The 23305-nt window shown below is 63.7% G+C and carries 15 protein-coding genes; 1 reads left to right on the top strand and 14 read right to left on the bottom strand.

Annotated elements, in window-relative coordinates:
* Window positions 1–182 precede the first annotated feature (182 nt).
* The 8 genes from fdhA to H7993_RS15830 all read right to left on the bottom strand — a co-directional run bounded on the left by fdhA (window position 183) and on the right by H7993_RS15830 (window position 10119).
* On the bottom strand, window positions 183–1382 hold the full coding sequence (fdhA, locus tag H7993_RS15865; protein ID WP_122796568.1) for a formaldehyde dehydrogenase, glutathione-independent: 1200 nt from the start codon (window positions 1380–1382) through the stop codon (window positions 183–185).
* A 200-nt stretch (window positions 1383–1582) separates the two neighbouring features.
* The gene (purU, locus tag H7993_RS15860; RefSeq protein WP_185794946.1) at window positions 1583–2440 is read right to left on the bottom strand and encodes a formyltetrahydrofolate deformylase; all 858 of its coding nucleotides are present in this window, start codon (window positions 2438–2440) and stop codon (window positions 1583–1585) included.
* 143 nt (window positions 2441–2583) lie between these two features.
* Window positions 2584–3216, bottom strand: coding sequence for a sarcosine oxidase subunit gamma (locus tag H7993_RS15855; protein WP_185794945.1), 633 nt, complete (start codon window positions 3214–3216; stop codon window positions 2584–2586).
* Window positions 3217–3371: 155 nt separating this feature from the next.
* Window positions 3372–6389 carry a sarcosine oxidase subunit alpha gene (locus tag H7993_RS15850; RefSeq protein ID WP_122480433.1) on the bottom strand — a complete coding sequence of 1006 codons (3018 nt, stop codon included), beginning with the start codon at window positions 6387–6389 and terminating at the stop codon, window positions 3372–3374.
* Window positions 6386–6712 carry a sarcosine oxidase subunit delta gene (locus tag H7993_RS15845; RefSeq protein WP_122480434.1) on the bottom strand — a complete coding sequence of 109 codons (327 nt, stop codon included), beginning with the start codon at window positions 6710–6712 and terminating at the stop codon, window positions 6386–6388. Before H7993_RS15845 ends, H7993_RS15850 begins: the two co-directional genes overlap by 4 nt.
* A gap of 14 nt (window positions 6713–6726) precedes the next feature.
* Complete coding sequence (locus H7993_RS15840) at window positions 6727–7977, bottom strand: sarcosine oxidase subunit beta family protein (RefSeq protein WP_185794944.1); 1251 nt, start codon at window positions 7975–7977, stop codon at window positions 6727–6729.
* A gap of 16 nt (window positions 7978–7993) precedes the next feature.
* The gene (glyA, locus tag H7993_RS15835; protein WP_122480436.1) at window positions 7994–9247 is read right to left on the bottom strand and encodes a serine hydroxymethyltransferase; all 1254 of its coding nucleotides are present in this window, start codon (window positions 9245–9247) and stop codon (window positions 7994–7996) included.
* A gap of 161 nt (window positions 9248–9408) precedes the next feature.
* Window positions 9409–10119 (bottom strand): TraX family protein, encoded by a 711-nt coding sequence (locus H7993_RS15830; protein WP_185794943.1) that lies wholly within the window; start codon window positions 10117–10119, stop codon window positions 9409–9411.
* Between the two features lie 211 nt (window positions 10120–10330).
* Between H7993_RS15830 and H7993_RS15825 the strand changes: the two genes are divergently transcribed.
* Window positions 10331–11371 (top strand): threonine aldolase family protein, encoded by a 1041-nt coding sequence (locus tag H7993_RS15825; RefSeq protein WP_122480438.1) that lies wholly within the window; start codon window positions 10331–10333, stop codon window positions 11369–11371.
* Window positions 11372–11550: 179 nt separating this feature from the next.
* On the opposite strand, the gene H7993_RS15820 is transcribed toward H7993_RS15825, so the two are convergent.
* From H7993_RS15820 to H7993_RS15795, 6 genes are all read right to left on the bottom strand, one after another.
* Complete coding sequence (locus H7993_RS15820) at window positions 11551–12969, bottom strand: FAD-dependent oxidoreductase (RefSeq protein WP_122714560.1); 1419 nt, start codon at window positions 12967–12969, stop codon at window positions 11551–11553.
* A 33-nt stretch (window positions 12970–13002) separates the two neighbouring features.
* Entirely contained in the window at window positions 13003–17451 is a 4449-nt protein-coding gene (gltB, locus tag H7993_RS15815) for a glutamate synthase large subunit (protein ID WP_185794942.1), read from the bottom strand.
* Window positions 17452–17845: 394 nt separating this feature from the next.
* Window positions 17846–19420, bottom strand: coding sequence for an SPOR domain-containing protein (locus H7993_RS15810; RefSeq protein ID WP_122480664.1), 1575 nt, complete (start codon window positions 19418–19420; stop codon window positions 17846–17848).
* Window positions 19421–19490: 70 nt separating this feature from the next.
* A complete protein-coding gene (gene aroB / locus H7993_RS15805) occupies window positions 19491–20594 on the bottom strand; it encodes a 3-dehydroquinate synthase (protein ID WP_185794941.1) in 1104 nt (367 codons plus the stop codon).
* An 83-nt stretch (window positions 20595–20677) separates the two neighbouring features.
* Entirely contained in the window at window positions 20678–21196 is a 519-nt protein-coding gene (gene aroK, locus H7993_RS15800; protein WP_185794940.1) for a shikimate kinase AroK, read from the bottom strand.
* A 4-nt stretch (window positions 21197–21200) separates the two neighbouring features.
* Entirely contained in the window at window positions 21201–23303 is a 2103-nt protein-coding gene (locus H7993_RS15795; RefSeq protein WP_185794939.1) for a type IV pilus secretin PilQ, read from the bottom strand.
* Between the last annotated feature and the right edge of the window lie 2 nt (window positions 23304–23305).

Here is a 23305-nt window from a genome sequence, read left to right as displayed (position 1 = left end):
AGTTCGGTCCATTATGTTCCTCGGGGGTGAAAATTGTGTAATGGCAAAGATGAAGCCACGTAGGAGCGGCCCGTGGCCGCGAAAGGCGCGCTGCGGTCGTGCAGATACACCGCGGTGGCCTCTTCGCGGCCGATGGCCGCTCCTACAGGGGAGTTGTATGCTCGTTGCAGGAGCGGGTCTGGTCAGGCGGCGCTGAACAGCTTGTGCGGGTCGATGACGAATTTCTTCGGTACGCCCGCGTCGAATTCGCCGTAGCCGCGCGGGGCGTCGTCCAGCGAGATGACTTCCACGCCGACGATATCGGCGATCTTGATGCGGTCCCACATGATGGCCTGCATAAGCTGCCTGTTGTACTTCATCACTGGCGTCTGGCCGGTATGGAAACTGTGCGACTTGGCCCAACCCAGTCCGAAGCGAATGCTCAGGCTGCCCATCTTCGCCGCCGCGTCCACCGCGCCCGGATCTTCGGTAACGTACAGGCCGGGGATGCCGATCTTGCCCGCCACACGTACCACGCCCATCAATGAGTTGAGCACGGTGGCCGGTGCTTCTGCCTTGGCCCCGCTGTGACCGTGACCGCGTGCTTCGAAGCCTACCGCATCGACTGCGCAATCCACTTCCGGCTCGCCCAGCAAGGCGGCGATCTGCTCGTGCAACGGTGTGTCCTGGGACAGGTCGGCAATCTCGAAGCCCTGGGCCTTGGCATGCGCCAGACGTACCGGGTTGACGTCACCGATGATCACCACTGCCGCACCCAGCAGGCGCGCGGAAGCCGCGGCAGCGAGCCCGACAGGGCCTGCACCGGCCACGTAGACGGTACTGCCAGGGCCAACGCCTGCGGTCACGGCACCGTGATAGCCGGTCGGCAGAATGTCGGAGAGGCACGTCAGGTCGCGGATCTTCTCCATGGCGGCATCGCGGTCCGGCAGCTTCAGCAGGTTGAAGTCCGCATAGGGCACCAGCACGAACTCGGCCTGGCCACCGACCCAGTCGCCCATGTCGACGTAACCATAGGCGCCGCCGGGGCGCGCCGGGTTGACGGTCAGGCAGACGCCGGTGTTCTGCTCCTTGCAGGAGCGGCAGCGGCCGCAGGCGACGTTGAACGGTACCGAAACCAGATCGCCGACTTTCAGATGTTCCACGTCGCGGCCGGCTTCGATGACCTCGCCGGTGATCTCATGGCCCAGCACCAGGCCGACCTGAGCGGTGGTACGGCCACGGACCATGTGCTGATCGGAGCCGCAGATGTTGGTCGAGACCACGCGCAGGATCACGCCATGCTCGATGCGTTTGCCCCTGGGGTCCTGCAATTTGGGGAAATCGATATTCTGCACTTCGACTTTGCCGGAGCCCAGATACACCACTCCACGATTACCAGACATGCTTTCACCTCGCTGTTTGTTGTTTTTGAGCTTGGGTTTTGCGTGCTGCGGTCATGCGTTTGCTCGTGCGATGCCCCGACGCGGCTCGCGCCGCTGCTACAGGAATGCGCGGTCGTCCGTAGCAGCGGCGCGAGCCGCGTCAATGACGGCGCGGTACATCTGACACATCACATCAGGGCCGAACGCGGCTCGCGCCGCTGCTACAGCACTACCGTGCGGTTGGCGTTAAGAAACACGCGGCGCTCGATGTGGTAGCCGATGGCTCGGGCCAGGGTCAGGCATTCGATGTCGCGGCCCTTGGCGATGAGGTCTTCGGGGTAGTGACTGTGATCGACCACCTCTACACCCTGGGTGATGATCGGACCTTCGTCCAGATCATTGTTGATGTAGTGCGCGGTTGCCCCGACCAGTTTGACGCCTTTGTTGTAGGCCTGATGATAGGGTTTGGCGCCCTTGAAACCAGGCAGCAACGAGTGATGGATGTTGATCGCCCACCCGTCCAGACGCCGACACAGCTCTGGCGACAACACCTGCATGTAGCGGGCGAGGATAACCAGTTCGGCGCCGGCCTGCTCGATCACCTGCAACACCTTGCGCTCCTGGGAGGGTTTGTCCTTGGGGTCGAGCGGAAAATGGTAATAGGGAATGTCGTGCCAGCGCGCCAGCGGCTCGAGGTCCGGGTGGTTGGAGATCACTGCGACCACGTCCATCGGCAACTGGCCGATGCGCTGGCGGTAGAGCAAGTCGTTGAGGCAGTGATCGGCCTTGGAAACCATGATCACCACCTTGGGCCGGTATTGCGGCGCGGTCAACTCGAAGATCATGCCGAAGCTGGCTCCGCGCTCGGCGAGGCCTTCGCGAAAGGCAACTTCATCGAAGCCGTCGGGCTGACGAAACTCGACCCTGATGAAGAAGCGCGACGACAGTCGATCATCGAACGAGTGGTGCTCGGTGACATAGCAGCCCTGCTCGAACAGGTAGCGCGTAACCGCATCCACCGTGCCCAATACGCTGGGGCAATCGGCGGTGAGGATCCAGGTGTCAGGGGCGCGGCTCATGGGTAGTCCTTTGGTGTCGAGGTCGAAACAACTGTAGGAGCGGTCATCGGCCGCGAACGGCGCACGGTGGTATGTCCGATGCACCGCGGCGCCTGGTTAGCGGCCGATGACCGCTCCCACAGGGCTGTGCAATCCCTGCACTGTCAGGCCTGGATGCTCAGCCCATACTCGGCCGAGGCATCCTGCAACCACAGCCACCAGTAATCGGCGAAGCTGCGGCGGATCAACAGCTCCCAGGTGTCCTCTTCGGTGCGGCGGATCACCAGCTGAGACTTGGCGAACACCGTACCCACCGCCTTGCCTACCGGAAAATTGTTCGGGTGCACATCGTAGCTCGTGGACTTCATCAGCACGTCGCGCACGTTCGGCCCGCTCAGTTCGATCAGCGACTGGCCGCCGCTGACGTTGACCACCGCGACATGCAACCCGGCCAGCGCTTCGCGCAGGCGTTGCTCGGTGGCCAGTTCCTCGCCACCGGGAACGATCAGCAGCCACTCGTCCGGGCCCAGCCACTGCAGCGACGTGTCGCCGCTGCTGACCAGGCTCAAGGCGCCGGGCAATTCCAGGCCGGTTGCCTTGTGCACGGCGCCGGCAAAGATCGGGTCATGGCCGTCGCCGCGCAGGGTCAGGTGACCCAGCAGCTTTTTCTCGCGCAGGGTCACACCGGCGCCCTGGCGACCCTTGCCCACCAGGCTGGCGAGGTCGGCATGGTGGAGCGGGTCTTCGGCCTTGGCGCCCGAAGCGGGGCGTTGCTGGTATACGTTGACTGTGGTCATTTTGCTGCACCTGTCAGTGAATGCTGTTGAAGCCTGCAAGAAGGTGGTGAGCTCCCGTAGGAGCGGTCATCGGCCGCGAAGGGCCTGCTGCAGTTGCCTTGGCACACCGCGGCGGGCTTTTCGCGGCCACTGGCCGCTCCTACAGGCGCCCTGTGCTAGATGTTCTGCCGCTCGCCCTTCGGATCGAAGAACACCGAGGAGACGATTTCAGCTTCGATCACGCTGCCATCGGCCTGCGGCGAGAACACCCGTTCGCCCATGCGCTTGAGACCGCCCTTGACCACACCCATCGCGAACGAATAACCCAGCGAGTTGCTGGCATAGCTCGACGTTACGTGGCCGACCATGCTCATGGGGATCGCCTGCTTGGGGTCGAACACCAGCTGGGCACCCTCGGGCAACCACTTGTTCGGATCGACCGGCTTGAGGCCGACCAGTTGTTTGCGCTCGTGGCGCACGGTGTCTTCGCGGTTCATGCCGCGCCAGCCGATCCACGAGAAGGGCTTGGTCCGCCCGACACACCAGCCCATGTTCAGGTCGTCGGGGGTCATTGACCCGTCGGTGTCCTGGCCGACGATGATGAAGCCCTTCTCGGCACGCAGCACGTGCATGGTTTCTGTGCCGTAGGGGGTCAGGTTGTACTGCTTGCCGGCCTCGATGATCTTCTCCAGCACGCCCATGGCGTAGTCGGCCTGGACGTTGACCTCGTACGACAGCTCGCCGGTGAAGGAGATGCGGAACACGCGCGCCGGCACACCCCCCACCTGCCCTTCTTTCCAGGTCATGAAGCCGAAAGCGTCCTTGTCCAGGTCGATGTCGGTCACTTCACTGAGCAGCTTGCGGCTGTTGGGGCCGGACAGGGTCAGGGTCGCCCAATGGTCGGTGACCGAAGTGAAGTAGACCTTCAGGTCTGGCCATTCGGTCTGCTGGTAGATTTCCAGCCATTGCAGGACCCGCGCGGCACCGCCGGTGGTGGTGGTCATCAGGAAGTGGTTGTCGGCCAGACAGGCGGTGACACCGTCGTCGAAGACCATCCCGTCTTCCTTGCACATCAGGCCGTAGCGTGCCTTGCCCACGTCCAGCTTGGTCCAGGCGTTGGTGTAGATGCGGTTGAGGAATTCGCGGGCGTCCGGGCCCTGGATGTCGATCTTGCCCAGGGTCGAGGCGTCCAGCAGACCGACGCTGTCGCGCACCGCCTTGCACTCGCGGGCGACGGCAGCATGGATGTCCTCGCCACGCTTGGGGAAGTACCAGGGGCGCTTCCATTGGCCGACGTCTTCGAACTCGGCACCGTTCTTCACATGCCAGGCATGCAGCGCGGTGAAACGCACCGGCTCGAACAGGTGGCCACAGTGACGCCCGGCCACCGCACCGAAGGTGATCGGCGTGTAATTGGGGCGGAACATGGTCGTGCCCATTTCCGGAATGGTGACGTTCAGCGAACGGGCGGCGATAGCCAGGCCGTTGACGTTGCCCAGCTTGCCCTGGTCGGTGCCGAAGCCCAGCGCGGTGTAGCGCTTGACGTGCTCGACCGACTCGAAACCCTCGCGGGTAGCCAGTTCGATGGCGGCCGCAGTGACGTCGTTCTGCAGGTCGACGAATTGCTTCGGCGCGCGCGCCGTGTCCTTGTCGTGGGGCACCTGGAACAGCGCCAGGGTCGGCTCTTCAACGCGGGTCAAGACATTGGGCAAGGTGCCTTCGACGACGCCGAAGCCTGTTTCCGAGGCCGCTCGGGCACCGCCTTCGAAACCGTCGGCCATGGCATCGGCCAAGGCATACACACCGTTCACGCCGCCGACGCACAGGCGTTTCTGCGGTGCTTCGCCCGGCACGAAGCCGAGGATGTCTTCACGCCAGACGGGCTTGCCGCCCAGGTGCGAGGCCAGGTGCACCACCGGGCTGTAACCGCCCGAGCTGCCGACCAGGTCGCAATCGAGCCATTCGCCGGGGCTGACTACCCTGTGCGCCTTGACGTCGATGGCAGCGACGCGGGCAGCGGTGACATGCTTGCTGCCGCGAGCTTCGATCACCGCGCTCGCGGTGAGGATGCGAATACCCTTGGCCCGTGCTTCCTCGACCAGCGCGCCGCGCGGGTTGTGGCGGGCATCGGCCACGGCGACCACCTTGAGGCCGGCGTCGTGCCAGTCCAGGGCTACGCGGTAGGCGTGGTCGTTGTTGGTCGACAGCACCAGTTTCTTGCCCGGTGCCACGCCGTAGCGACGTACATAGGTGGAGATGGCGCCGGCCAGCATGTTGCCCGGCACGTCGTTGTTGCCGTACACCAGTGGCCGCTCGTGGGTACCGGTTGCCAGCACCACGCGCCCGGCGCGAACCCGGTGCATGCGTTGGCGGACCTGGCCCATCGGTGCACGGTCGCCAAGGTGATCGGTGAGGCGCTGGTGAATGGTCAGGAAATTATGGTCGTGGTAGCCGTTGACCGTGGCGCGGGGCAACAGCACCACTTCAGGCATGCCTGCAAGCTCGCTGATCACTGCGGCGACCCATTCGCCGGCAGGCTTGCCATCGAGGCTTTCACGGGTGTCGAGCAGCGAGCCGCCGAACTCTTCCTGCTCGTCGGCCAGGATCACCCGGGCGCCACTGCGCGCCGCGGCCAGGGCAGCGGCCAGGCCGGCAGGGCCGGCGCCGACCACCAGCACGTCGCAGGTGCGGCTCATGTAGTCGTAGGAATCCGGGTCCACCTCGGTCGGCGAGCGACCCAGGCCGGCAGCCTTGCGGATGTACTTCTCGTAGGTCATCCAGAAGGACTGCGGGTACATGAAGGTCTTGTAGTAGAACCCCGGCGGCATCAGCTTGCCGCCGACCTTGCCGAGGATACCCATCATGTCGGTATTGACGTTCGGCCAGCCGTTGGTGCTGGTGGCAACCAGGCCCTGGTACAGCGCCTGCTGGGTCGCCCGCACGTTGGGGATCTGGGTGGCTTCGGTGGCGCCGATCTGCAGCACCGCGTTGGGCTCCTCGGCACCGGCTGCGACGATGCCGCGCGGACGCGAATACTTGAAGCTGCGGCCGATCACGTCGACGCCATTGGCCAGCAGGGCCGAGGCCAGGGTGTCGCCTTCATAGCCGATGTAGGTCGTGCCATTGAAGGTGAAGGTCAGCTTCTTGCTGCGCTCCAGACGTCCGCCGGTGGAGAGGCGATTGACCTGGCTCATGGCTTGTCTCCCGAGGCGATCTGCGGCGCCTCATCAATGGTCTTTTCGACGAACTGCGGCTGGCTGCCGATGCGATAGGTTTCCAGGATCTCGTAGGTCACCGTGTTGCGGGTCGCATTGAAATACTGGCGGCAACCGGCGGCATGGATCCACAGCTCGTGCTGCAGGCCGCGCGGGTTGTTGCGGAAGAACATGTACTCGCCCCATTGCGCGTCGGTGCACGCACCCGGGTCGAGCGGGCGGGCAATGTGCGCCTGGCCCGAGCAGTGGAATTCTTCTTCGCTGCGCAGCTCGCCACAGTGTGGACAGAAGATGTTGAGCATGGTGGTTTCTCCTGTCAGTGGGCGACGGCGGCGGCGCCGTGTTCGTCGATCAACGCGCCGTTGTGGAAGCGCTCGATGGAAAACGGCTTGGCCAGCGGGTGCATCTCGCCCGTGGCCAGGCTGGCCGCGAACACATGGCCCGAGCCCGGCGTGGCCTTGAAGCCACCGGTGCCCCAGCCGCAATTGAAGAACATGTTCGGCACCGGGGTCTTGGAGATGATCGGGCAGGCGTCCGGTGTGGTGTCGACGATGCCGCCCCACTGGCGGTTCATGCGCACCCGCGAGAGCACAGGAAACATTTCGACGATGGCCTGCAGGGTGTGTTCGATGATCGGGTACGAACCGCGCTGGCCGTAGCCGACCCAGCTATCGATACCGGCACCGATCACCAGGTCGCCCTTGTCCGACTGGCTGATGTAACCATGGACGGCGTTGGACATGATCACGCTGTCGATGATGGGCTTGATCGGCTCGGACACCAGCGCCTGCAGCGGATGGGATTCGACCGGCAGGCGGAAACCGGCCAGCTTGGCCATGTGCCCGGAGTTGCCGGCGGTAACCACACCGACGCGCTTGGCACCGATGAAACCCTTGTTGGTTTCGACACCGATGCACACGCCGCTTTCCTTGCGAAAGCCGGTCACTTCGGTCTGCTGGATCAGGTCCACGCCCAAGGCATCGGCGGCACGGGCATAGCCCCAGGCCACAGCGTCGTGACGGGCCACGCCGCCACGGCGCTGGACGGTAGCGCCGATGATCGGGTAACGGGTGTTCCTGGTGCAGTCCAGGTAGGGGATCTCTTCGGCCACCTGCTTGTTGTTCAACAGCTCGCCGTCCACGCCGTTGAGGCGGTTGGCGCTGACGCGGCGTTCGGAGTCGCGCATGTCCTGCAGGGTGTGGCACAGGTTGTAAACGCCGCGCTGGGAAAACATCACGTTGTAGTTGATGTCCTGGGACAAGCCTTCCCACAGTTTCATGGCATGTTCGTACAGGTGGGCCGACTCATCCCACAGGTAGTTGGAGCGCACGATGGTGGTGTTGCGCGCGGTATTGCCGCCGCCCAGCCAGCCCTTCTCGACCACGGCCACATTGGTGATGCCGTGGACCTTGGCCAGGTAATAGGCGGTCGCCAGGCCGTGCCCGCCGCCGCCGACGATGACGACGTCGTAGACCTTCTTGGGGGTCGGTGTGCGCCACATGCGCTGCCAGTTTTCGTGGTGGCTGAGCGAGTGCTTGAAAAGGCCAAAGCCAGAATAACGTTGCATGGTGTTCACTCCACTCTCAGCGGTAGACCGGGAAGTCGCTGCACAGGGCCGTCACGTGACGGGCCACGTTGGCCTCGACGTCGGCATCGCCCAAATTGTCGAGGATGTCGCAGATCCAGCCGGCCAGATCAAGGCACTGGGCCACTTTGAAACCACGGCTGGTGACCGCTGGGGTACCGATGCGCAGGCCCGAGGTCACGAACGGTGACTGCGGGTCATTCGGCACGGCGTTCTTGTTCACGGTGATGTGCGCACGGCCCAGGGCGGCGTCGGCGTCTTTGCCGGTGAGGCCCTGGCGAATCAGGCTGACCAGGAACAGGTGGTTGTCGGTACCGCCGGACACCACGTCGAAGCCACGCTCGATGAACACGCCGGCCATGGCCTGGGCGTTGTCGATGACCTGCTGCTGGTAGGTCTTGAACTCGGGCTCCAGCGCTTCCTTGAAGCACACCGCCTTGGCAGCGATCACATGCATCAGCGGGCCGCCCTGGCCGCCGGGGAATACCGCGGCGTTGAATTTCTTTTCCAGGGCTTCGTTGGCACGGGCCAGGATCAGTCCGCCGCGCGGACCGCGCAGGGTCTTGTGGGTGGTGGTGGTGACCACGTCGGCGAACGGGATCGGGTTGGGGTACAGGCCAGCGGCAACCAGCCCGGCAACGTGGGCCATGTCGACGAACAGGTAGGCTCCGACCTTGTCGGCGATTTCACGGAAGCGAGGGAAGTCGAGGGTCTTGGAGTAGGCCGAAAAGCCGGCAATGATCATCTTCGGCTGGTGCTCGACCGCCAGGCGCTCGACTTCGTCGTAGTCGATCAGGCCGGTGTCGGTGTCGATGCCGTACTGCACGGCGTTGTAGAGCTTGCCGGAGAAGCTGACCTTGGCACCGTGGGTCAGGTGACCGCCATGGGCCAGGCTCATGCCCAAGACCGTATCGCCGGCCTGCAACAGTGCCAGGTAGACCGCGGCGTTGGCCTGGGAACCCGAGTGCGGCTGGACGTTGGCATAGTCGGCACCGAACAGTTGCTTGGCGCGATCGATGGCCAGTTGCTCGACCTTGTCCACGTGCTCGCAGCCACCGTAGTAGCGCTTGCCCGGATAGCCTTCGGCGTACTTGTTGGTGAGGCCGCTGCCCTGGGCTTCCATCACGCGCTTGCTGGTGTAGTTTTCCGAGGCGATCAGTTCGATGTGGTCTTCCTGACGCTGGTCCTCGGCGTTCATGGCAGCCAGCAGGACGTCGTCATAACCTTGGATCTGATCTTGTTTGCTGAACATCGCGGTCTCCCCAGCGGCGGCGTGGCGCCTGGCATGTTGGACGAAGGCGACCGGCAACGGCTGCCTCCCTTGATTGCGATGGTAGGGCCGGCGCGATCCGACCAAATGCCTGCGCGCGCCTTGCAGAGGTTCGTTTACGACATGGCGCGATCAGGCCAGCGTCAGAGTGCCCGCAACAGCAGGCGCAGGCCCAGCAGGGCGAGGAAATGCAGGGGGTAGATGGCGTACGCCCAACGGCGCATGGGGGCAACTGCCTGGTGTATCCCGACGCGCAGCACCAGCAGGCCCAGCCCTGGTGCCAGCAGACAGGCAACGATGCCGCCGATTGCCGGCCAGTAGAAGTGCCGCGCGGATTCGAACAGGTTGGCCCAGGCGTTGGCGGCCAGGCACAGCACGCCCAGGGGCAACGCCCAGTACAGCGGGCGCTGCCAGGCCAGGACAAACCCCAATGGCAGCAGCACGCCCGCCAGACCGAACATCAGCTGGTGGTCGAACAACGCCGCCACGGCACCCACCGCGCAGCCAAGTGCGGCCATGGCGGGTTGTCGACGTTGCTGCCAGGCCTTGGCCACGATCAAGCCCAGAGCGAGGGTGGGCAGCACGTTGAGAGTGTCGGCCGGGTAGACGAACAGGCGGTAGGGGATTTCCGACAGCGCGGCGAAGCTCAGCAACCAGGCCAGGTAGCGGCCGCCCAGGGGAGCCTCAGGGCGGCGCGTCAGGTTGGCGGCAATCGCCAGGCAGAACCAGGGGAAAGCCAGGCGGCCCGGCACGTAGAGGAAGTCCAGCGACCAGCCGACATAGCGCAGGTGGTCGAGGACCATGCACAGCATGGCCAGCCATTTGAGCAGATCCAGTGCATGATTTCGGGTCATCCGAGAAAAAGCTCCAGTTTTTGGGTTGTCATACCGGCCTCGTAGCGGCCACAGACCGCTCCCACGCGAGCCTCACACAGCGCAGGAGCTGTCCGCATGGACGACACGTTTCCCGTAGGAGCGGCCAGTGGCCGCGAAGAGGCCCGCCTAGACGACACATCTTTCACAGTTGGTTTACAGTGCCCGCATACCTAACACCAAGGACCCGCCCATGAACGACCAAACCCAACAGTTCGCCAGCGACAATTATTCGGGCATCTGCTCCGAGGCCTGGGCGGCCATGGAGCAGGCCAACCAGGGCCATCAGCGTGCCTATGGCGACGATCAATGGACCGCACGCGCCGCCGATGAATTCCGCCGCCTGTTCGAAACCGACTGTGAAGTGTTTTTCGCCTTCAACGGCACTGCGGCCAACTCCCTGGCCCTGTCGTCGCTGTGCCAGAGCTACCACAGCGTCATCTGCTCGGAAACCGCGCACGTCGAAACCGATGAGTGCGGTGCCCCGGAATTCTTCTCCAACGGTTCCAAACTGCTGACAGCGCGCACCGAGCTGGGCAAGCTGACCCCTCAGGCCATTCGCGAAGTCGCGCTCAAGCGCCAGGACATCCACTACCCCAAGCCTCGCGTGGTCACCCTGACCCAGGCCACCGAAGTGGGCAGCGTGTACCGCCCCGAAGAACTCAAGGCCATCAGCGCCACCTGCAAGGAACTGAACCTGAACCTGCACATGGACGGCGCGCGCTTTGCCAACGCCTGTGCGTTTCTGGGCTGTACACCGGCCGAGCTGACGTGGAAAGCGGGAGTGGATGTGTTGTGCTTCGGCGGTACCAAGAACGGCATGGCCGTGGGCGAGGCCATTCTGTTCTTCAACCACCGGCTGGCCGAAGATTTCGACTATCGCTGCAAGCAGGCGGGGCAGCTGGCGTCGAAGATGCGTTTCCTGTCGGCGCCTTGGGTGGGGTTGCTGGAGAACGATGCCTGGCTCAAGCATGCCGGACACGCCAACCATTGCGCGCAACTGCTCAAGGCGTTGGTCGAGGGTATACCGGGGGTGGAGTTGATGTTTCCAGTAGAGGCCAACGGGGTGTTTCTGCAGATGCCGGAACCGGCCCTGGAAGCCCTGCGCGCCAAGGGCTGGCGCTTCTACACCTTCATCGGCAGCGGCGGCGCTCGCTTCATGTGCTCATGGGACACCGAGGAAGCCCGCGTGCGCGAGCTGGCCCGCGACATTCAGGCCGTAATGGCCGCCTGAGCACCGGGTCGTCCCGTTCGCGGCCACGGACCGCTCCTACATCTCGCTCATGCCACCGCAGTTCCACCGTAGGAGCGGTCATCGGCCGCGAAGGGTGCGCCGCGGCATGGCTGAACCCCCCGCGGTGCGCTTTTCGCGGCCGATGACCGCTCCTACAGGTCACCACCGCCCAGCCTGACTCAGACTTCCAGGTAATCCAGGATCCCTTCGGCAGCGTTGCGGCCTTCGAAGATGGCGGTCACCACCAGGTCCGAACCGCGGACCATGTCGCCGCCGGCGAAGATCTTCGGGTTGCTGGTCTGGTGCTTGAACCGACCCTGCTCCGGCGCCACCACGCGGCCCTGGCTGTCGGTCTGGATGCTGTGGTCCTGGAACCACGCCGCCGGGCTTGGGCGGAAACCGAAAGCGATGACCACGGCATCGGCCGGGATGATCTCCTCGGAACCCGGAATCGGCTCGGGGCTGCGACGGCCACGGGCATCGGGTTCGCCCAGACGGGTTTCGACCACCTTCACCCCTTCGACCTTGTCTTCACCGACGATGGCGATCGGCTGGCGGTTGTAGAGGAATCTGACCCCCTCTTCCTTGGCGTTCTTCACCTCTTTGCGCGAGCCCGGCATGTTCGCCTCGTCACGCCGATAGGCACAGGTCACCGCCTTGGCACCCTGGCGAATGGAGGTACGGTTGCAGTCCATCGCCGTATCGCCACCGCCCAGCACCACGACCTTCTTGCCCTTCATGTCGACGAAATCTTCCGGCGACTTTTCGAAGCCCAGGTTGCGGTTGACGTTGGCGATCAGGAAATCCAGGGCATCGTGCACGCCAGGCAGGTCTTCACCGGGGAAGCCGCCCTTCATGTAGGTGTAGGTGCCCATGCCCATGAACACCGCATCGTATTCTTCCAGCAACTGCTCGACGCTGATGTCCTTGCCCACCTCGGTGTTCAGGCGGAACTCGATGCCCATGCCGGTGAAGACTTCGCGCCGATTGCTCAACACGCTCTTCTCCAGCTTGAACTCGGGGATACCGAAGGTCAGCAGACCGCCGATTTCCGGGTTCTTGTCGAACACCACCGGAGTCACGCCACCGCGCACCAGCACATCGGCGCAGCCCAGACCGGCCGGGCCGGCGCCGATGATGGCGACGCGCTTGCCGGTCGGCTTGACCTTGGACATGTCCGGGCGCCAGCCCATGGCGAACGCGGTGTCGGTGATGTACTTCTCCACCGAACCGATGGTCACCGCGCCGAAGCCGTCATTGAGGGTGCAGGCACCCTCGCACAGACGATCCTGCGGGCACACCCGGCCGCACACTTCAGGCAGGGTGTTGGTCTGGTGCGACAGCTCGGCGGCGGCGAGGATGTTGCCCTCGGCCACCAGTTTCAACCAGTTGGGAATGAAGTTGTGCACCGGGCACTTCCACTCGCAGTACGGGTTGCCACAGCCCAGGCAGCGGTGGGCCTGGTCGGCCGACTGCGCGGGTTTGAAGGGCTCGTAGATCTCCACGAACTCTTTCTTGCGTTGACGCAACAGTTTCTTCTTCGGATCTTTGCGCCCGACCTCGATGAACTGGAAGTCATTACTCAGACGTTCAGCCATTGTTAAAACCTCATCAAACTGTTCAGGCGCATATCACTGCGGGTTGGCACGGGTGCTGGACAGCAGCGATTTCAGGTTGGCGGCCTTGGGCTTGACCAACCAGAAGCGACGCAGATAGTCGTCCAGGTTTTCCCAAAGGTTGCGGCCCCATTCGCTGTCGGTTTCGGCGACGTATTCGGCCAGCACGCGCTCCAGGTGAGTACGGTAGGCCTCCATGGCTTCGCCACTGATGCGCTGGATTTCCACCAGCTCGTGGTTGACCCGGTCGACGAAGCTGTTGTCCTGGTCGAGCACGTAGGCGAAACCGCCGGTCATGCCCGAACCGAAGTTGTAGCCGGTCTTGCCGAGCACGCAGACGAAACCGCCGGTCATGTATTCGCAGCAGTGATCGCCCGTGCCTTCCACGACCGTGTGGGCACCGGAGTTGCGCACCGCGAAACGCTCGCCTGCGGTACCGGCGGCGAACAGCTTGCCGCCGGTGGCGCCGTACAGACAGGTATTGCCGATGATGGCACTGTCCTGGGTCTTGAACGGGCTGCCCTTGGGCGGCACGATCACCAGCTTGCCAGCGGTCATGCCCTTGCCGACGTAGTCGTTGGCATCGCCCTCCAGGTACATGTTCAAGCCACCGGCATTCCAGACGCCAAAGCTCTGGCCCGCAGTGCCCTTGAAACGGAAGGTCAGCGGATTGGCGTTCATGCCCTGGTTGCCATGCAGCTTGGCGATTTCCCCGGAGATGCGCGCGCCGATGGAGCGGTCGCAGTTGCAGATGTCCATCGCGTATTCGCCACCGGTCTTGCCCTGAATCGCCGGCAAGGCCATTTCCACCATCTTCTCGGCCAGCAGGCCCTTGTCGAACGGCGGGTTGCGCTCCACCTGGCAGAACTGCGGCTTGTCGGCTGGAATATGGTCGCTGCCCAACAAGGGGGTCAGGTCCAGGTGCTGCTGCTTGGCGGTTTCACCCGGCAGCATTTCCAGCAGATCGGTGCGCCCGATCAGCTCGCCCAGGCTGCGTACGCCCAGCTTGGCCAGCCACTCACGGGTTTCCTCGGCCACGTAGGTGAAGAAGTTGATCACCATGTCGACCGTGCCGATGTAGTGATCCTTGCGCAGCTTCTCGTTCTGCGTGGCCACGCCGGTGGCGCAGTTGTTCAGGTGGCAGATGCGCAGGTATTTGCAGCCCAGGGCAATCATTGGCGCGGTGCCGAAGCCGAAGCTCTCGGCACCCAGGATCGCCGCCTTGATCACGTCCAGGCCGGTCTTCAGGCCGCCGTCGGTCTGTACCCGCACCTTGCCGCGCAGGTCGTTGCCGCGCAGGGTCTGGTGGGTTTCGGCCAGGCCCAGTTCCCACGGTGCACCGGCATACTTGATCGAGCTCAGCGGCGATGCACCGGTGCCACCGTCGTAGCCGGAAATGGTGATCAGGTCGGCATAGGCCTTGGCCACGCCGGCGGCGATAGTGCCCACACCTGCCTCGGCCACCAGTTTGACCGACACCAGCGCGGCCGGGTTGACCTGCTTGAGGTCGAAGATCAGCTGCGACAAGTCCTCGATGGAGTAGATGTCGTGGTGCGGCGGCGGCGAGATCAGCGTCACGCCAGGCACGGCATAGCGCAGCTTGGCGATCAGGCCGTTGACCTTGCCGCCGGGCAGCTGGCCGCCCTCGCCGGGCTTGGCGCCCTGGGCCACCTTGATCTGCAGCACTTCGGCGTTGACCAGGTATTCGGGAGTGACACCGAAGCGGCCGGTTGCGATCTGCTTGATCTTCGAACTGCGTACGGTGCCGTAGCGCGAAGGGTCTTCGCCGCCTTCACCGGAGTTGGAACGCGCACCCAGGCGGTTCATTGCCTCGGCCAGCGCTTCGTGGGCTTCGGGCGACAATGCACCCAGGGAAATGCCCGCCGAGTCGAAACGCTTGAGAATCGCTTCCAGCGGTTCGATCTGGTCCATGCCCAGCGGTTCGTCGAGCGTCTTGACCTTGAGCAGGTCGCGGATCATCGACACCGGACGGTTGTCGACGATCGCGGTGTATTCCTTGAACTTGCTGTAGTCGCCCTGCTGCACGGCGGCCTGCAGGGTGTTGACCACGTCCGGGTTGTAGGCGTGGTACTCGCCGCCGTACACGAACTTCAGCAGACCGCCTTGCTGGATCGGCTTGCGCGGGCTCCAGGCCTCGGCGGCAAGGGCTTTCTGCTCGGCTTCCAGGTCGACGAAGCGCGCGCCCTTGATGCGGCTCGGCACACCACGGAAGCTCAGCTCGCAGACTTCCTCGGACAGACCGATGGCCTCGAACAGCTGGGCGCCGCGGTACGACGCCACGGTGGAGATGCCCATCTTCGAGAGAATCTTGAGCAAACCCTTGGTGATGCCCTTGCGGTAGTTCTTGAACACCTCGTAGAGGTCGCCCAACACTTCACCGGTACGGATCAGGTCGCCCAGCACTTCATAGGCCAGGAACGGATAGACCGCCGAAGCGCCAAAGCCGATCAGCACGGCGAAGTGATGCGGATCGCGGGCGGTGGCGGTTTCCACGAGGATGTTGCTGTCGCAGCGCAGGCCCTTCTCGGTCAGGCGATGGTGCACCGCACCGGTGGCCAGCGACGCATGCACCGGCAGCTTGCCCGCAGCGATGTTGCGGTCACTGAGCACCAGCAAGGTACGTCCGGCGCGTACCGCTTCCTCGGCCTGATCGGCGATGTTGCGCACGGCCGCTTCAAGGCCCATGGCTTCATCGTAGTTCAGTTCGATGACCTGGCGATCGAAGCCCGGCCGATCCAGGTTCATCAACGAGCGCCACTTGGCGGGCGAGATGACCGGCGAGCTGAGGATCACCCGCGAAGCATGCTCCGGGGACTCCTGGAAGATGTTGCGCTCGGCACCCAGGCAGATTTCCAGGGACATCACGATCGCTTCGCGCAGCGGGTCGATCGGCGGGTTGGTCACCTGCGCGAACTGCTGGCGGAAATAGTCATAAGGCGTGCGCACGCGACGCGACAGCACGGCCATCGGCGTGTCGTCGCCCATCGAACCCACGGCTTCCTGGCCTTGTTCACCCAGTGGGCGCAACACCTGGTCGCGCTCCTCGAAGGTCACCTGGTACATCTTCATGTACTGCTTGAGCTGGTCGCTGCTGTAGAAGGCCGAACCGTGGTCGTTGTCTTCCATGGTCGACTGGATGCGCAGCGCGCTCTTGCGCAGCCACTGCTTGTACGGGTGGCGCGACTTCAGGCGATTGTCGATGTCATCGGTGTGCAGCACCTGGCCGGTTTCGGTATCGACCGCCAGGATCTGGCCCGGACCCACACGCCCCTTGGCGATGACGTCCTCGGGCTGGTAGTTCCACACGCCGATTTCCGAGGCCAGGGTGATGTAGCCATTCTTGGTGGTGACCCAGCGCGCCGGACGCAGGCCGTTGCGGTCGAGCAGGCACACGGCATGGCGGCCGTCGGTCATGACCACGCCGGCCGGCCCATCCCAGGGCTCCATGTGCATCGAGTTGTATTCGTAGAACGCCCGCAGGTCCGGGTCCATGGTCTCGACGTTCTGCCAGGCCGGCGGAATCAGCATGCGCACGCCACGGAACAGATCGATACCACCGGTGACCATCAGTTCGAGCATGTTGTCCATGCTCGAAGAGTCGGAACCCACGCGGTTGACCAGCGGGCCGAGCTCTTCCAAATCCGGGATCAGATCGTTGGCGAACTTGGCGCGACGGGCCAGCGCCCAGTTGCGGTTGCCGGTGATGGTGTTGATCTCGCCGTTGTGGGCGAGAAAGCGGAATGGCTGGGCCAGCGGCCATTTCGGCAGGGTATTGGTGGAGAAGCGCTGGTGGAACACGCAGATGGCGGTCTGCAGACGCTCGTCGGACAGGTCTGGATAGAAGGCCGTGAGATCGGCCGGCATCATCAGGCCTTTGTAGATGATGGTCTTGTGCGAAAAACTGCAGATGTAGTGATCGGTGTCGGCGGCATTGGCCACGGAGGACCGGCGGCGGGCACTGAACAACTTGATCGCGAACTGCTGATCGCTCAGGCCTTCGCCCCCGACGAACACTTGCTGGATTTTTGGCAGGCGCTCAAGGGCCAGGCGGCCCAGCACGCTGGTGTCGATCGGTACGTCGCGCCAGCCGACCAACTGCAGGCCGGCAGCCTCGATTTCGCGGTTCATGTTTTCGCGGGCCGCTTGGGCGCGTACCGGGTCTTGATTGAAGAAGACCATGCCCACGGCATATTGCTTGGGCAGTTCGTTGCCGAAGTGCTGTTGGGCGATGGCACGCAGAAACAGGTCGGGCTTCTGGATCAGCAAGCCGCACCCGTCGCCGGTCTTGCCATCGGCGTTGATCCCACCGCGGTGGGTCATGCAGGTCAGGGCCTCGATGGCCGTTTGCAACAGGTTATGGCTGGGCTCACCCGACATATGGGCAATCAGGCCAAAACCGCAGTTATCCTTGAATTCATCCGGACGATACAGACCTGTTTTCATAGACACATTCTCACCAGGCTGCCTCTTGTTCGAGGCAATTTCTTTTCGATTCAACTAGTTACCACACGCGCCGAACGTTCGCCGGCTTTGCGGGGGCAAAAGGGAGGTCATTGTACACAGCGCTACGGGTGGTCACAAATTCAGCGACGAAATCAATAACTCATTTGTCGCAAATGTGAACGTTTCCAGCAGGCTATTGTGATAGCGACTTGAGCTGGATTCTGAATCCCGCAGCCTGACAGTGCAAGCCCGCATGCCTGCAGGGCCCGTGCTTGAGCCTTTCAGAGCAAACCAGGGAACAGGGACGGCGAAGCCTGCCTCGCAGTGCGGGGCAGGCTCGGGATTCAGATGACGCCGGAGGGTGGGGCGGCGGGGATAGGGTGCCGCCCGACAATCAGCGAGCTGTCGCGAGGTCCTGTTGGACGCTGGCGACAGTGCGTGGCCAAGGTTTACCAGCCTGGACCTTGGCTGGCAAGTTCTTGATGGCGGCAACGGCGGCATCACGGCTGGCGAAGCTGCCATAGGTGATCACGTAGAGCGGTTTGCCTTGCAGGGTTTTCTTGAAGTAGCGGAACTCGCCACCCTGCTCCTTGACGTAGGCCTGCGCAGCGCCTTCGTTGCTGGTCCCCAGAATCTGCACCACATAATTGCTTGGCGACTGCCCGGCATACCAACTGCCGCCGGCGGCAGCTTTGCCGGCCGCTGCAGGGGCCGCCGGAGCTGGCTTGGCCGCCACGGTGGGCGCAGGCGCAGGCTTGACGGCTGTGGTCGGCGCAGGTTTGGTGGTTGCTGGCGGAGCTGTCTGACGCGCAGGCGCTGGGCTCGGCGCGACCGCTGCAGGCGAACCTGCAGGCACACCGGCTGGCGGTGCGATGGTGGTCACGGTAGGCGGCTGCGGCGACGTATTCACCGCGTCGCCCGTCTCTTCTCCGTCGCCCATGCCGGTGGACTCGGCCAGCGGGCCACGCATGACCGGCTGCTGTCCATTCATCGGCAACGACTGCGAACTGCCATTGAATTCGACCGATGGATTGCCATTGTTGGACTGAGCTGCACTTGGCTGCCCCTGCCCCATTGGCAACTGGGCCTGTTCTGTCGTGCTCGGTGCCTTGCCGTCGCGGCTGGGGATCAGCCAGGCGGCAGCCACAGCGACGACTACAACGGCGGAAATCGCCAATACGTGTTTCTTAGGCATCTTAAACCCCATAGCAGGACGCTTCACCGACGAGCGGCTAGCGATCATGGCCTCGATCAGTGCGTCACGAGCAACCTGGTTGATGGCTCCTGGCCAACCATCCGAGTTCTCGTGAATGTCGGCGATCTGATCATTGGTGAGCAACTGGATTCCCTTACCGGCACCCTCCAGACGCAGGGCCAGGTATTCGCGGGTTTCCTCGAGGCTGTACGGTTGCAGCTCGATCACGTGGAACAATTCCTGCCCGGCGCTGAACTGCTCCAGGCCCGCGATCAATGAAGGCTCGCCGAACAGGAACACATGTGGGCGCCCGTCCGCGGTGCCCGCCGCCAACGCCAGCAGGGCTTCGAGTGCGGATTCGTCGAGTTGTTCCGCGTCGTCCACCAGCAGGTAGACTTCCTGCCCGGTCAGCCCCAGCTGGACGATCTGCGCCAGCAGGGCCGGCACTTCCAGAGTATTGAGGTTGAGCGACTGGGCGACCTGGGTCAGCACGCTGGCGGCATCGCCGGCCCCGCGCGCCGACACCACGATGCTTTGCACCGACTGCTTGTTGGTACTGGCGACCAAAGCCTGGCGCAGCAGGGTCTTGCCACTGCCATGCGGGCCGGTGACCACCAGCAACAGCTGGCTATAGCGCGCCAGGTGATGCAATTGGCCCAGTACCGGCTTGCGCTGGGCCGGGAAGAATTTGAAGCCAGGCACCCTTGCGGCGAAGGGGTCATGATCCAATTGGTAGTGGCCGAGAAAGGCCTCATCGGCATGCAGACTTGTCATCGAACTCTCGTAGAACAAAGGTGGATCGTTGATGGGTTGCTGGAAACACGTCCTGCTGGAACAGGCTCCACTAGGCTTCCAGCCCGGCGACGATGGCGCGGTAATCCGCTTCCAGGGTCGCCTGAAGCACATCGTGCGGGTAGTCGGCGGTGATCACTGCTTCGCCGATGCTGCGCAGCAGCACCAGGCGCAGACTGCCATCCAGCACTTTCTTGTCGATTGCCATGTGCTCGAGGAAATCGGTCGGCGTCATTTCCGCCGGCGGCACCACCGGCAGGCCGGCGCGCTGCAGCAGACGAATGCCGCGATCCCGCTCGGCCTGGGTGATCCAGCCAAGGCGCATGGACATCTCCAGCGCCATCACCGTACCGGCCCCCACGGCCTCACCGTGAAGCCACACACCATACCCCATATGGGTCTCGATGGCGTGGCCGAAAGTATGCCCCAGGTTCAGCGTGGCGCGCACACCGGACTCGCGTTCGTCCGCACCCACCACTCGTGCCTTGGCCTCGCAGGAACGGGCAATGGCCAGCGTGAGGGCCGCCTGATCGAGCGCCCGGAGGGCATCGACGTTATCTTCCAGCCAGCCCAGGAACGGTTCGTCGCAGATGAATCCGTACTTGATCACCTCCGCCAGCCCCGCCGACAGCTCGCGCGGCGGCAAGGTGGCCAGGGTGGTGGTGTCGATCACCACCGCCTGCGGCTGATAGAACGCACCGACCATGTTCTTGCCCAGCGGATGGTTGATGCCGGTCTTGCCGCCCACCGACGAGTCGACCTGGGACAGCAGCGTGGTCGGCACCTGGATGAAATCGACACCGCGCTGGTAGCAGGCAGCAGCGAACCCGGCCATGTCACCAATGACACCGCCGCCCAAGGCAATGACCGTAACGCGCCGATCCAGCCGTGCCGTGAGCATGGCATCGAAAATGGTCTGCAGGGTTTCCCAGTTCTTGAACGCTTCGCCATCAGGAAGCACCACGGGCACCACCGAATAGGCGCCCAGGGTCTGGGTCAGGCGATCCAGGTAGAGCGGCGCCACCGTGGCGTTGGAGATGACCGCCACCTTTCGCCCGGCAATGTGCGGGGCCAGCAGCCCAGCCTGATCTAGCAGCCCTTCGCCAATGTAGATCGGATAGCTGCGTTCGCCGAGGTCAACCTTGAGTGTCTGCATGTGTCCCCACTATTGTTCTGTGAATCGAATGCCGTCAAACGGCGCCCTGCGCCGGTAGCGGATGGCCGCGCGTACGGCCGCCTTCAGCGCGGCGGCAGGCGTTGCAGGCGTTCGAGGATATCGAGGACCACCATGCGCGGTGGGCGCTCGTCGGTCTGCACCACCAGGTCGGCGATCTCGCGGTACAGCGGATCGCGGATTGCCAGCAGGGCCCGCAGCGTGGCCTCCGGGTTGGCGGTGCGCAATAGAGGCCGATTGCGATCGCGTGCCGTGCGACCGACTTGCTGTTCGACCGAGGCGTGCAGGTAGACCACGCGCCCGCCGGCGTGCAATGCCTGGCGGTTTTCATCACGCATGACCGCGCCACCGCCGGTAGCCAGCACCAGGCCGTCGAACTCGCACAGTTCGGCCAGCATGGCCTGCTCGCGGTCGCGAAAGCCGACCTCGCCTTCCTGATCGAAGATCCACGGGATATTCGCTCCGGTACGGGTCTCGATTTCCTTGTCGGAATCCTTGAACGGCAACCGAAGCTCTTTGGCCAGCAAACGGCCAATGGTGCTCTTGCCTGCACCCATTGGCCCAACAAGTATCAAATTTCGCACAGAATCAACGACTCACAGCAATCGCCTGGTTATTCATGATACGCGGTGTCAAGAATACCAGCAGCTCGGATTTGGCTTCCGACACGACATCCCGACGGAAAAGGCGCCCAACATACGGCACGTCGCCCAAAAAGGGCACCTTGTCCACGGTTTTACTTTGCGTGTTGGAGAAAACCCCACCGATGACGATGGTCTCGCCGTCGTTGACCAGCACCTTGGCGTTGACCTCGTTCTTGCTGATCGGCGGTACACCCAGCACCGCGTTCAGGTAGTCGGGCTCATCCTTGGTGACCTTCACTTCCATGATGATGCGGCTGTCCGGGGTGATCTGCGGCGTCACCTCGAGTGACAGCGAAGCCTCCTTGAACGACACCGTGGTGGCGCCGCTGGAGCTGGCCTCCTGGTACGGCACCTCGGTGCCCTTGAGGATCTTCGCGGTTTCCTTGTCCGAGGTCACCACCTTGGGCTGGGAGACGATCTCGCCATTGCCGGTGCTTTCCATGGCACTGAGTTCGAGGTCCAGCAGAACGTTGTTGGTCACGAAACCCAGGCCGATGCCGGAGGTTGCATCGGCAGCTCCCAGGTCGATGAAGGGCGTGTTGCTGCCGACGTCGGCGCCGGTGTTGCCGGCTTCGTCGCCATTGTTGTCCAGGCCGTAGGCAGTCCAGTTGTTCTTGCCCCTCAGGTTGGTCGAACCGCCCCAACGCACGCCCAGCGCCTTGTTGTAGCCGACGTTGGCTTCGACGATGCGCGCCTCGATCATCACCTGACGCACCGGAATATCCAGCTGGGTGACGATGCGACGCAGTTCGTCGAGGCGATCCTGGGTCTGGTAGGCAATGATGTTGTTGGTGCGTTCGTCGACGGTGATCGAGCCACGCTCGGTCTCGACGTTCTCGCCACGGGTCACCGACTGGAACAGCTTGGCGATGTCGGCAGCCTTGGCATAGTTGACCTGCATCAACTCGCGGCGCAGCGGCGCCAGCTCCTGGATCTGCCGCTGCGACTCCAGCTCCTGGCGCTCGCGGGCGGCAATCTCGTCGGCCGGGGCCACCAGCAGCACGTTGCCGACCTTGCGTTTGTCCAGGCCCTTGGTTTTGAGCACCAGGTCCAGCGCCTGATCCCAGGGAACGTTCTGCAGGCGCAGGGTGATGCCACCCTGCACCGTGTCACTGGCCACCAGGTTGAGGTTGGTGAAATCGGCGATCAGCTGCAGCACCGAACGCACGTCGATGTCCTGGAAATTCAGCGAGAGCTTCTCGCCGGTATAGACATTGCGCTCGACATTGCGCCGCGCGACGTCCTCGTTGGTCAGCGGCCGCACACTGATGGTCAGGCGGTTTTCGGTCTGGTACGAGGAGTAGTCGAAGCTGCCGCTGGGCTCGATGGTCACGGTCGCGCCAGTGGCGCCGACCGAGGAGTTGACGAACTGCACCGGGGTCGCGAAATCCTTCACGTCCAAACGCACCCGCAACGGATCGGGCAGCTGGGTCTTGGCGAAAGTGAGCAGGATCTTGCCGCCCTGCTCCTGGATATCGGGGCTGATGGTCGGGTCGCTGAGGTCGATGATGACATTGCCCTCACCCAGCTCGCCGCGCTGGAAATCGACGTTGCGAATGGCCCGGCCGGCGGGCACCGCCGCCCGCGCAGGAGCAGGCACGGCTGCGGGTCGCGGGGCGGGCCGAGCTGCCGTCGGAGCCGGTATCGCCGTGCCCTGCAGGGCCGCGGCACCCTCGCCCACCAGCACGAACAGGTCGTTGCCCTGCACGCGGGTGCTGTAGGGCGCCAGCTTGGTCAGGTTGACGATGATCCGCGTGCGGTCGGTGGCCTCCACCACCACCACACTGCGGGCATTGCCCACGCCCAGGTCGCGACTGCGGGCGCCCAGTTGACTGGTCACACCCGGCAGGTCGAGGGCGATCCGGGCCGGTTGCTCGGTGGTATAGCCGCGTGGCGCCGTGACCGGGCCGTCGAACGAAAGCTTGAGCTCGACGCGATCACCGGGCAGGGAAGCAACGTCGAGCGTCTTCAAGTTCGCGGCCATGACGATCGGTGAAAGCATCGCTATCCCTAGCGAAATACCGAAGGCTGAGAGAATCCTGTTCATTT

The organism is Pseudomonas baltica, assembly GCF_014235765.1.
GTDB lineage: Bacteria > Pseudomonadota > Gammaproteobacteria > Pseudomonadales > Pseudomonadaceae > Aquipseudomonas > Aquipseudomonas baltica.
This window is presented reverse-complemented; position numbering and strand designations above follow the sequence as displayed.

Bases quoted from the DNA above. Each gene is read 5' to 3' on its own strand.
- H7993_RS15795 (WP_185794939.1), bottom strand. From the start codon at position 23,303: ATGAACAGGATTCTCTCAGCCTTCGGTATTTCGCTAGGGATAGCGATG.
- fdhA (WP_122796568.1), bottom strand. From the start codon at position 1,382: ATGTCTGGTAATCGTGGAGTGGTGTATCTGGGCTCCGGCAAAGTCGAA.
- H7993_RS15825 (WP_122480438.1), top strand. From the start codon at position 10,331: ATGAACGACCAAACCCAACAGTTCGCCAGCGACAATTATTCGGGCATC.
- purU (WP_185794946.1), bottom strand. From the start codon at position 2,440: ATGAGCCGCGCCCCTGACACCTGGATCCTCACCGCCGATTGCCCCAGC.
- H7993_RS15850 (WP_122480433.1), bottom strand. From the start codon at position 6,389: ATGAGCCAGGTCAATCGCCTCTCCACCGGCGGACGTCTGGAGCGCAGC.
- H7993_RS15855 (WP_185794945.1), bottom strand. From the start codon at position 3,216: ATGACCACAGTCAACGTATACCAGCAACGCCCCGCTTCGGGCGCCAAG.
- gltB (WP_185794942.1), bottom strand. From the start codon at position 17,451: ATGAAAACAGGTCTGTATCGTCCGGATGAATTCAAGGATAACTGCGGT.
- H7993_RS15820 (WP_122714560.1), bottom strand. From the start codon at position 12,969: ATGGCTGAACGTCTGAGTAATGACTTCCAGTTCATCGAGGTCGGGCGC.
- H7993_RS15845 (WP_122480434.1), bottom strand. From the start codon at position 6,712: ATGCTCAACATCTTCTGTCCACACTGTGGCGAGCTGCGCAGCGAAGAA.
- H7993_RS15810 (WP_122480664.1), bottom strand. From the start codon at position 19,420: ATGACAAGTCTGCATGCCGATGAGGCCTTTCTCGGCCACTACCAATTG.
- H7993_RS15830 (WP_185794943.1), bottom strand. From the start codon at position 10,119: ATGACCCGAAATCATGCACTGGATCTGCTCAAATGGCTGGCCATGCTG.
- aroB (WP_185794941.1), bottom strand. From the start codon at position 20,594: ATGCAGACACTCAAGGTTGACCTCGGCGAACGCAGCTATCCGATCTAC.
- H7993_RS15840 (WP_185794944.1), bottom strand. From the start codon at position 7,977: ATGCAACGTTATTCTGGCTTTGGCCTTTTCAAGCACTCGCTCAGCCAC.
- glyA (WP_122480436.1), bottom strand. From the start codon at position 9,247: ATGTTCAGCAAACAAGATCAGATCCAAGGTTATGACGACGTCCTGCTG.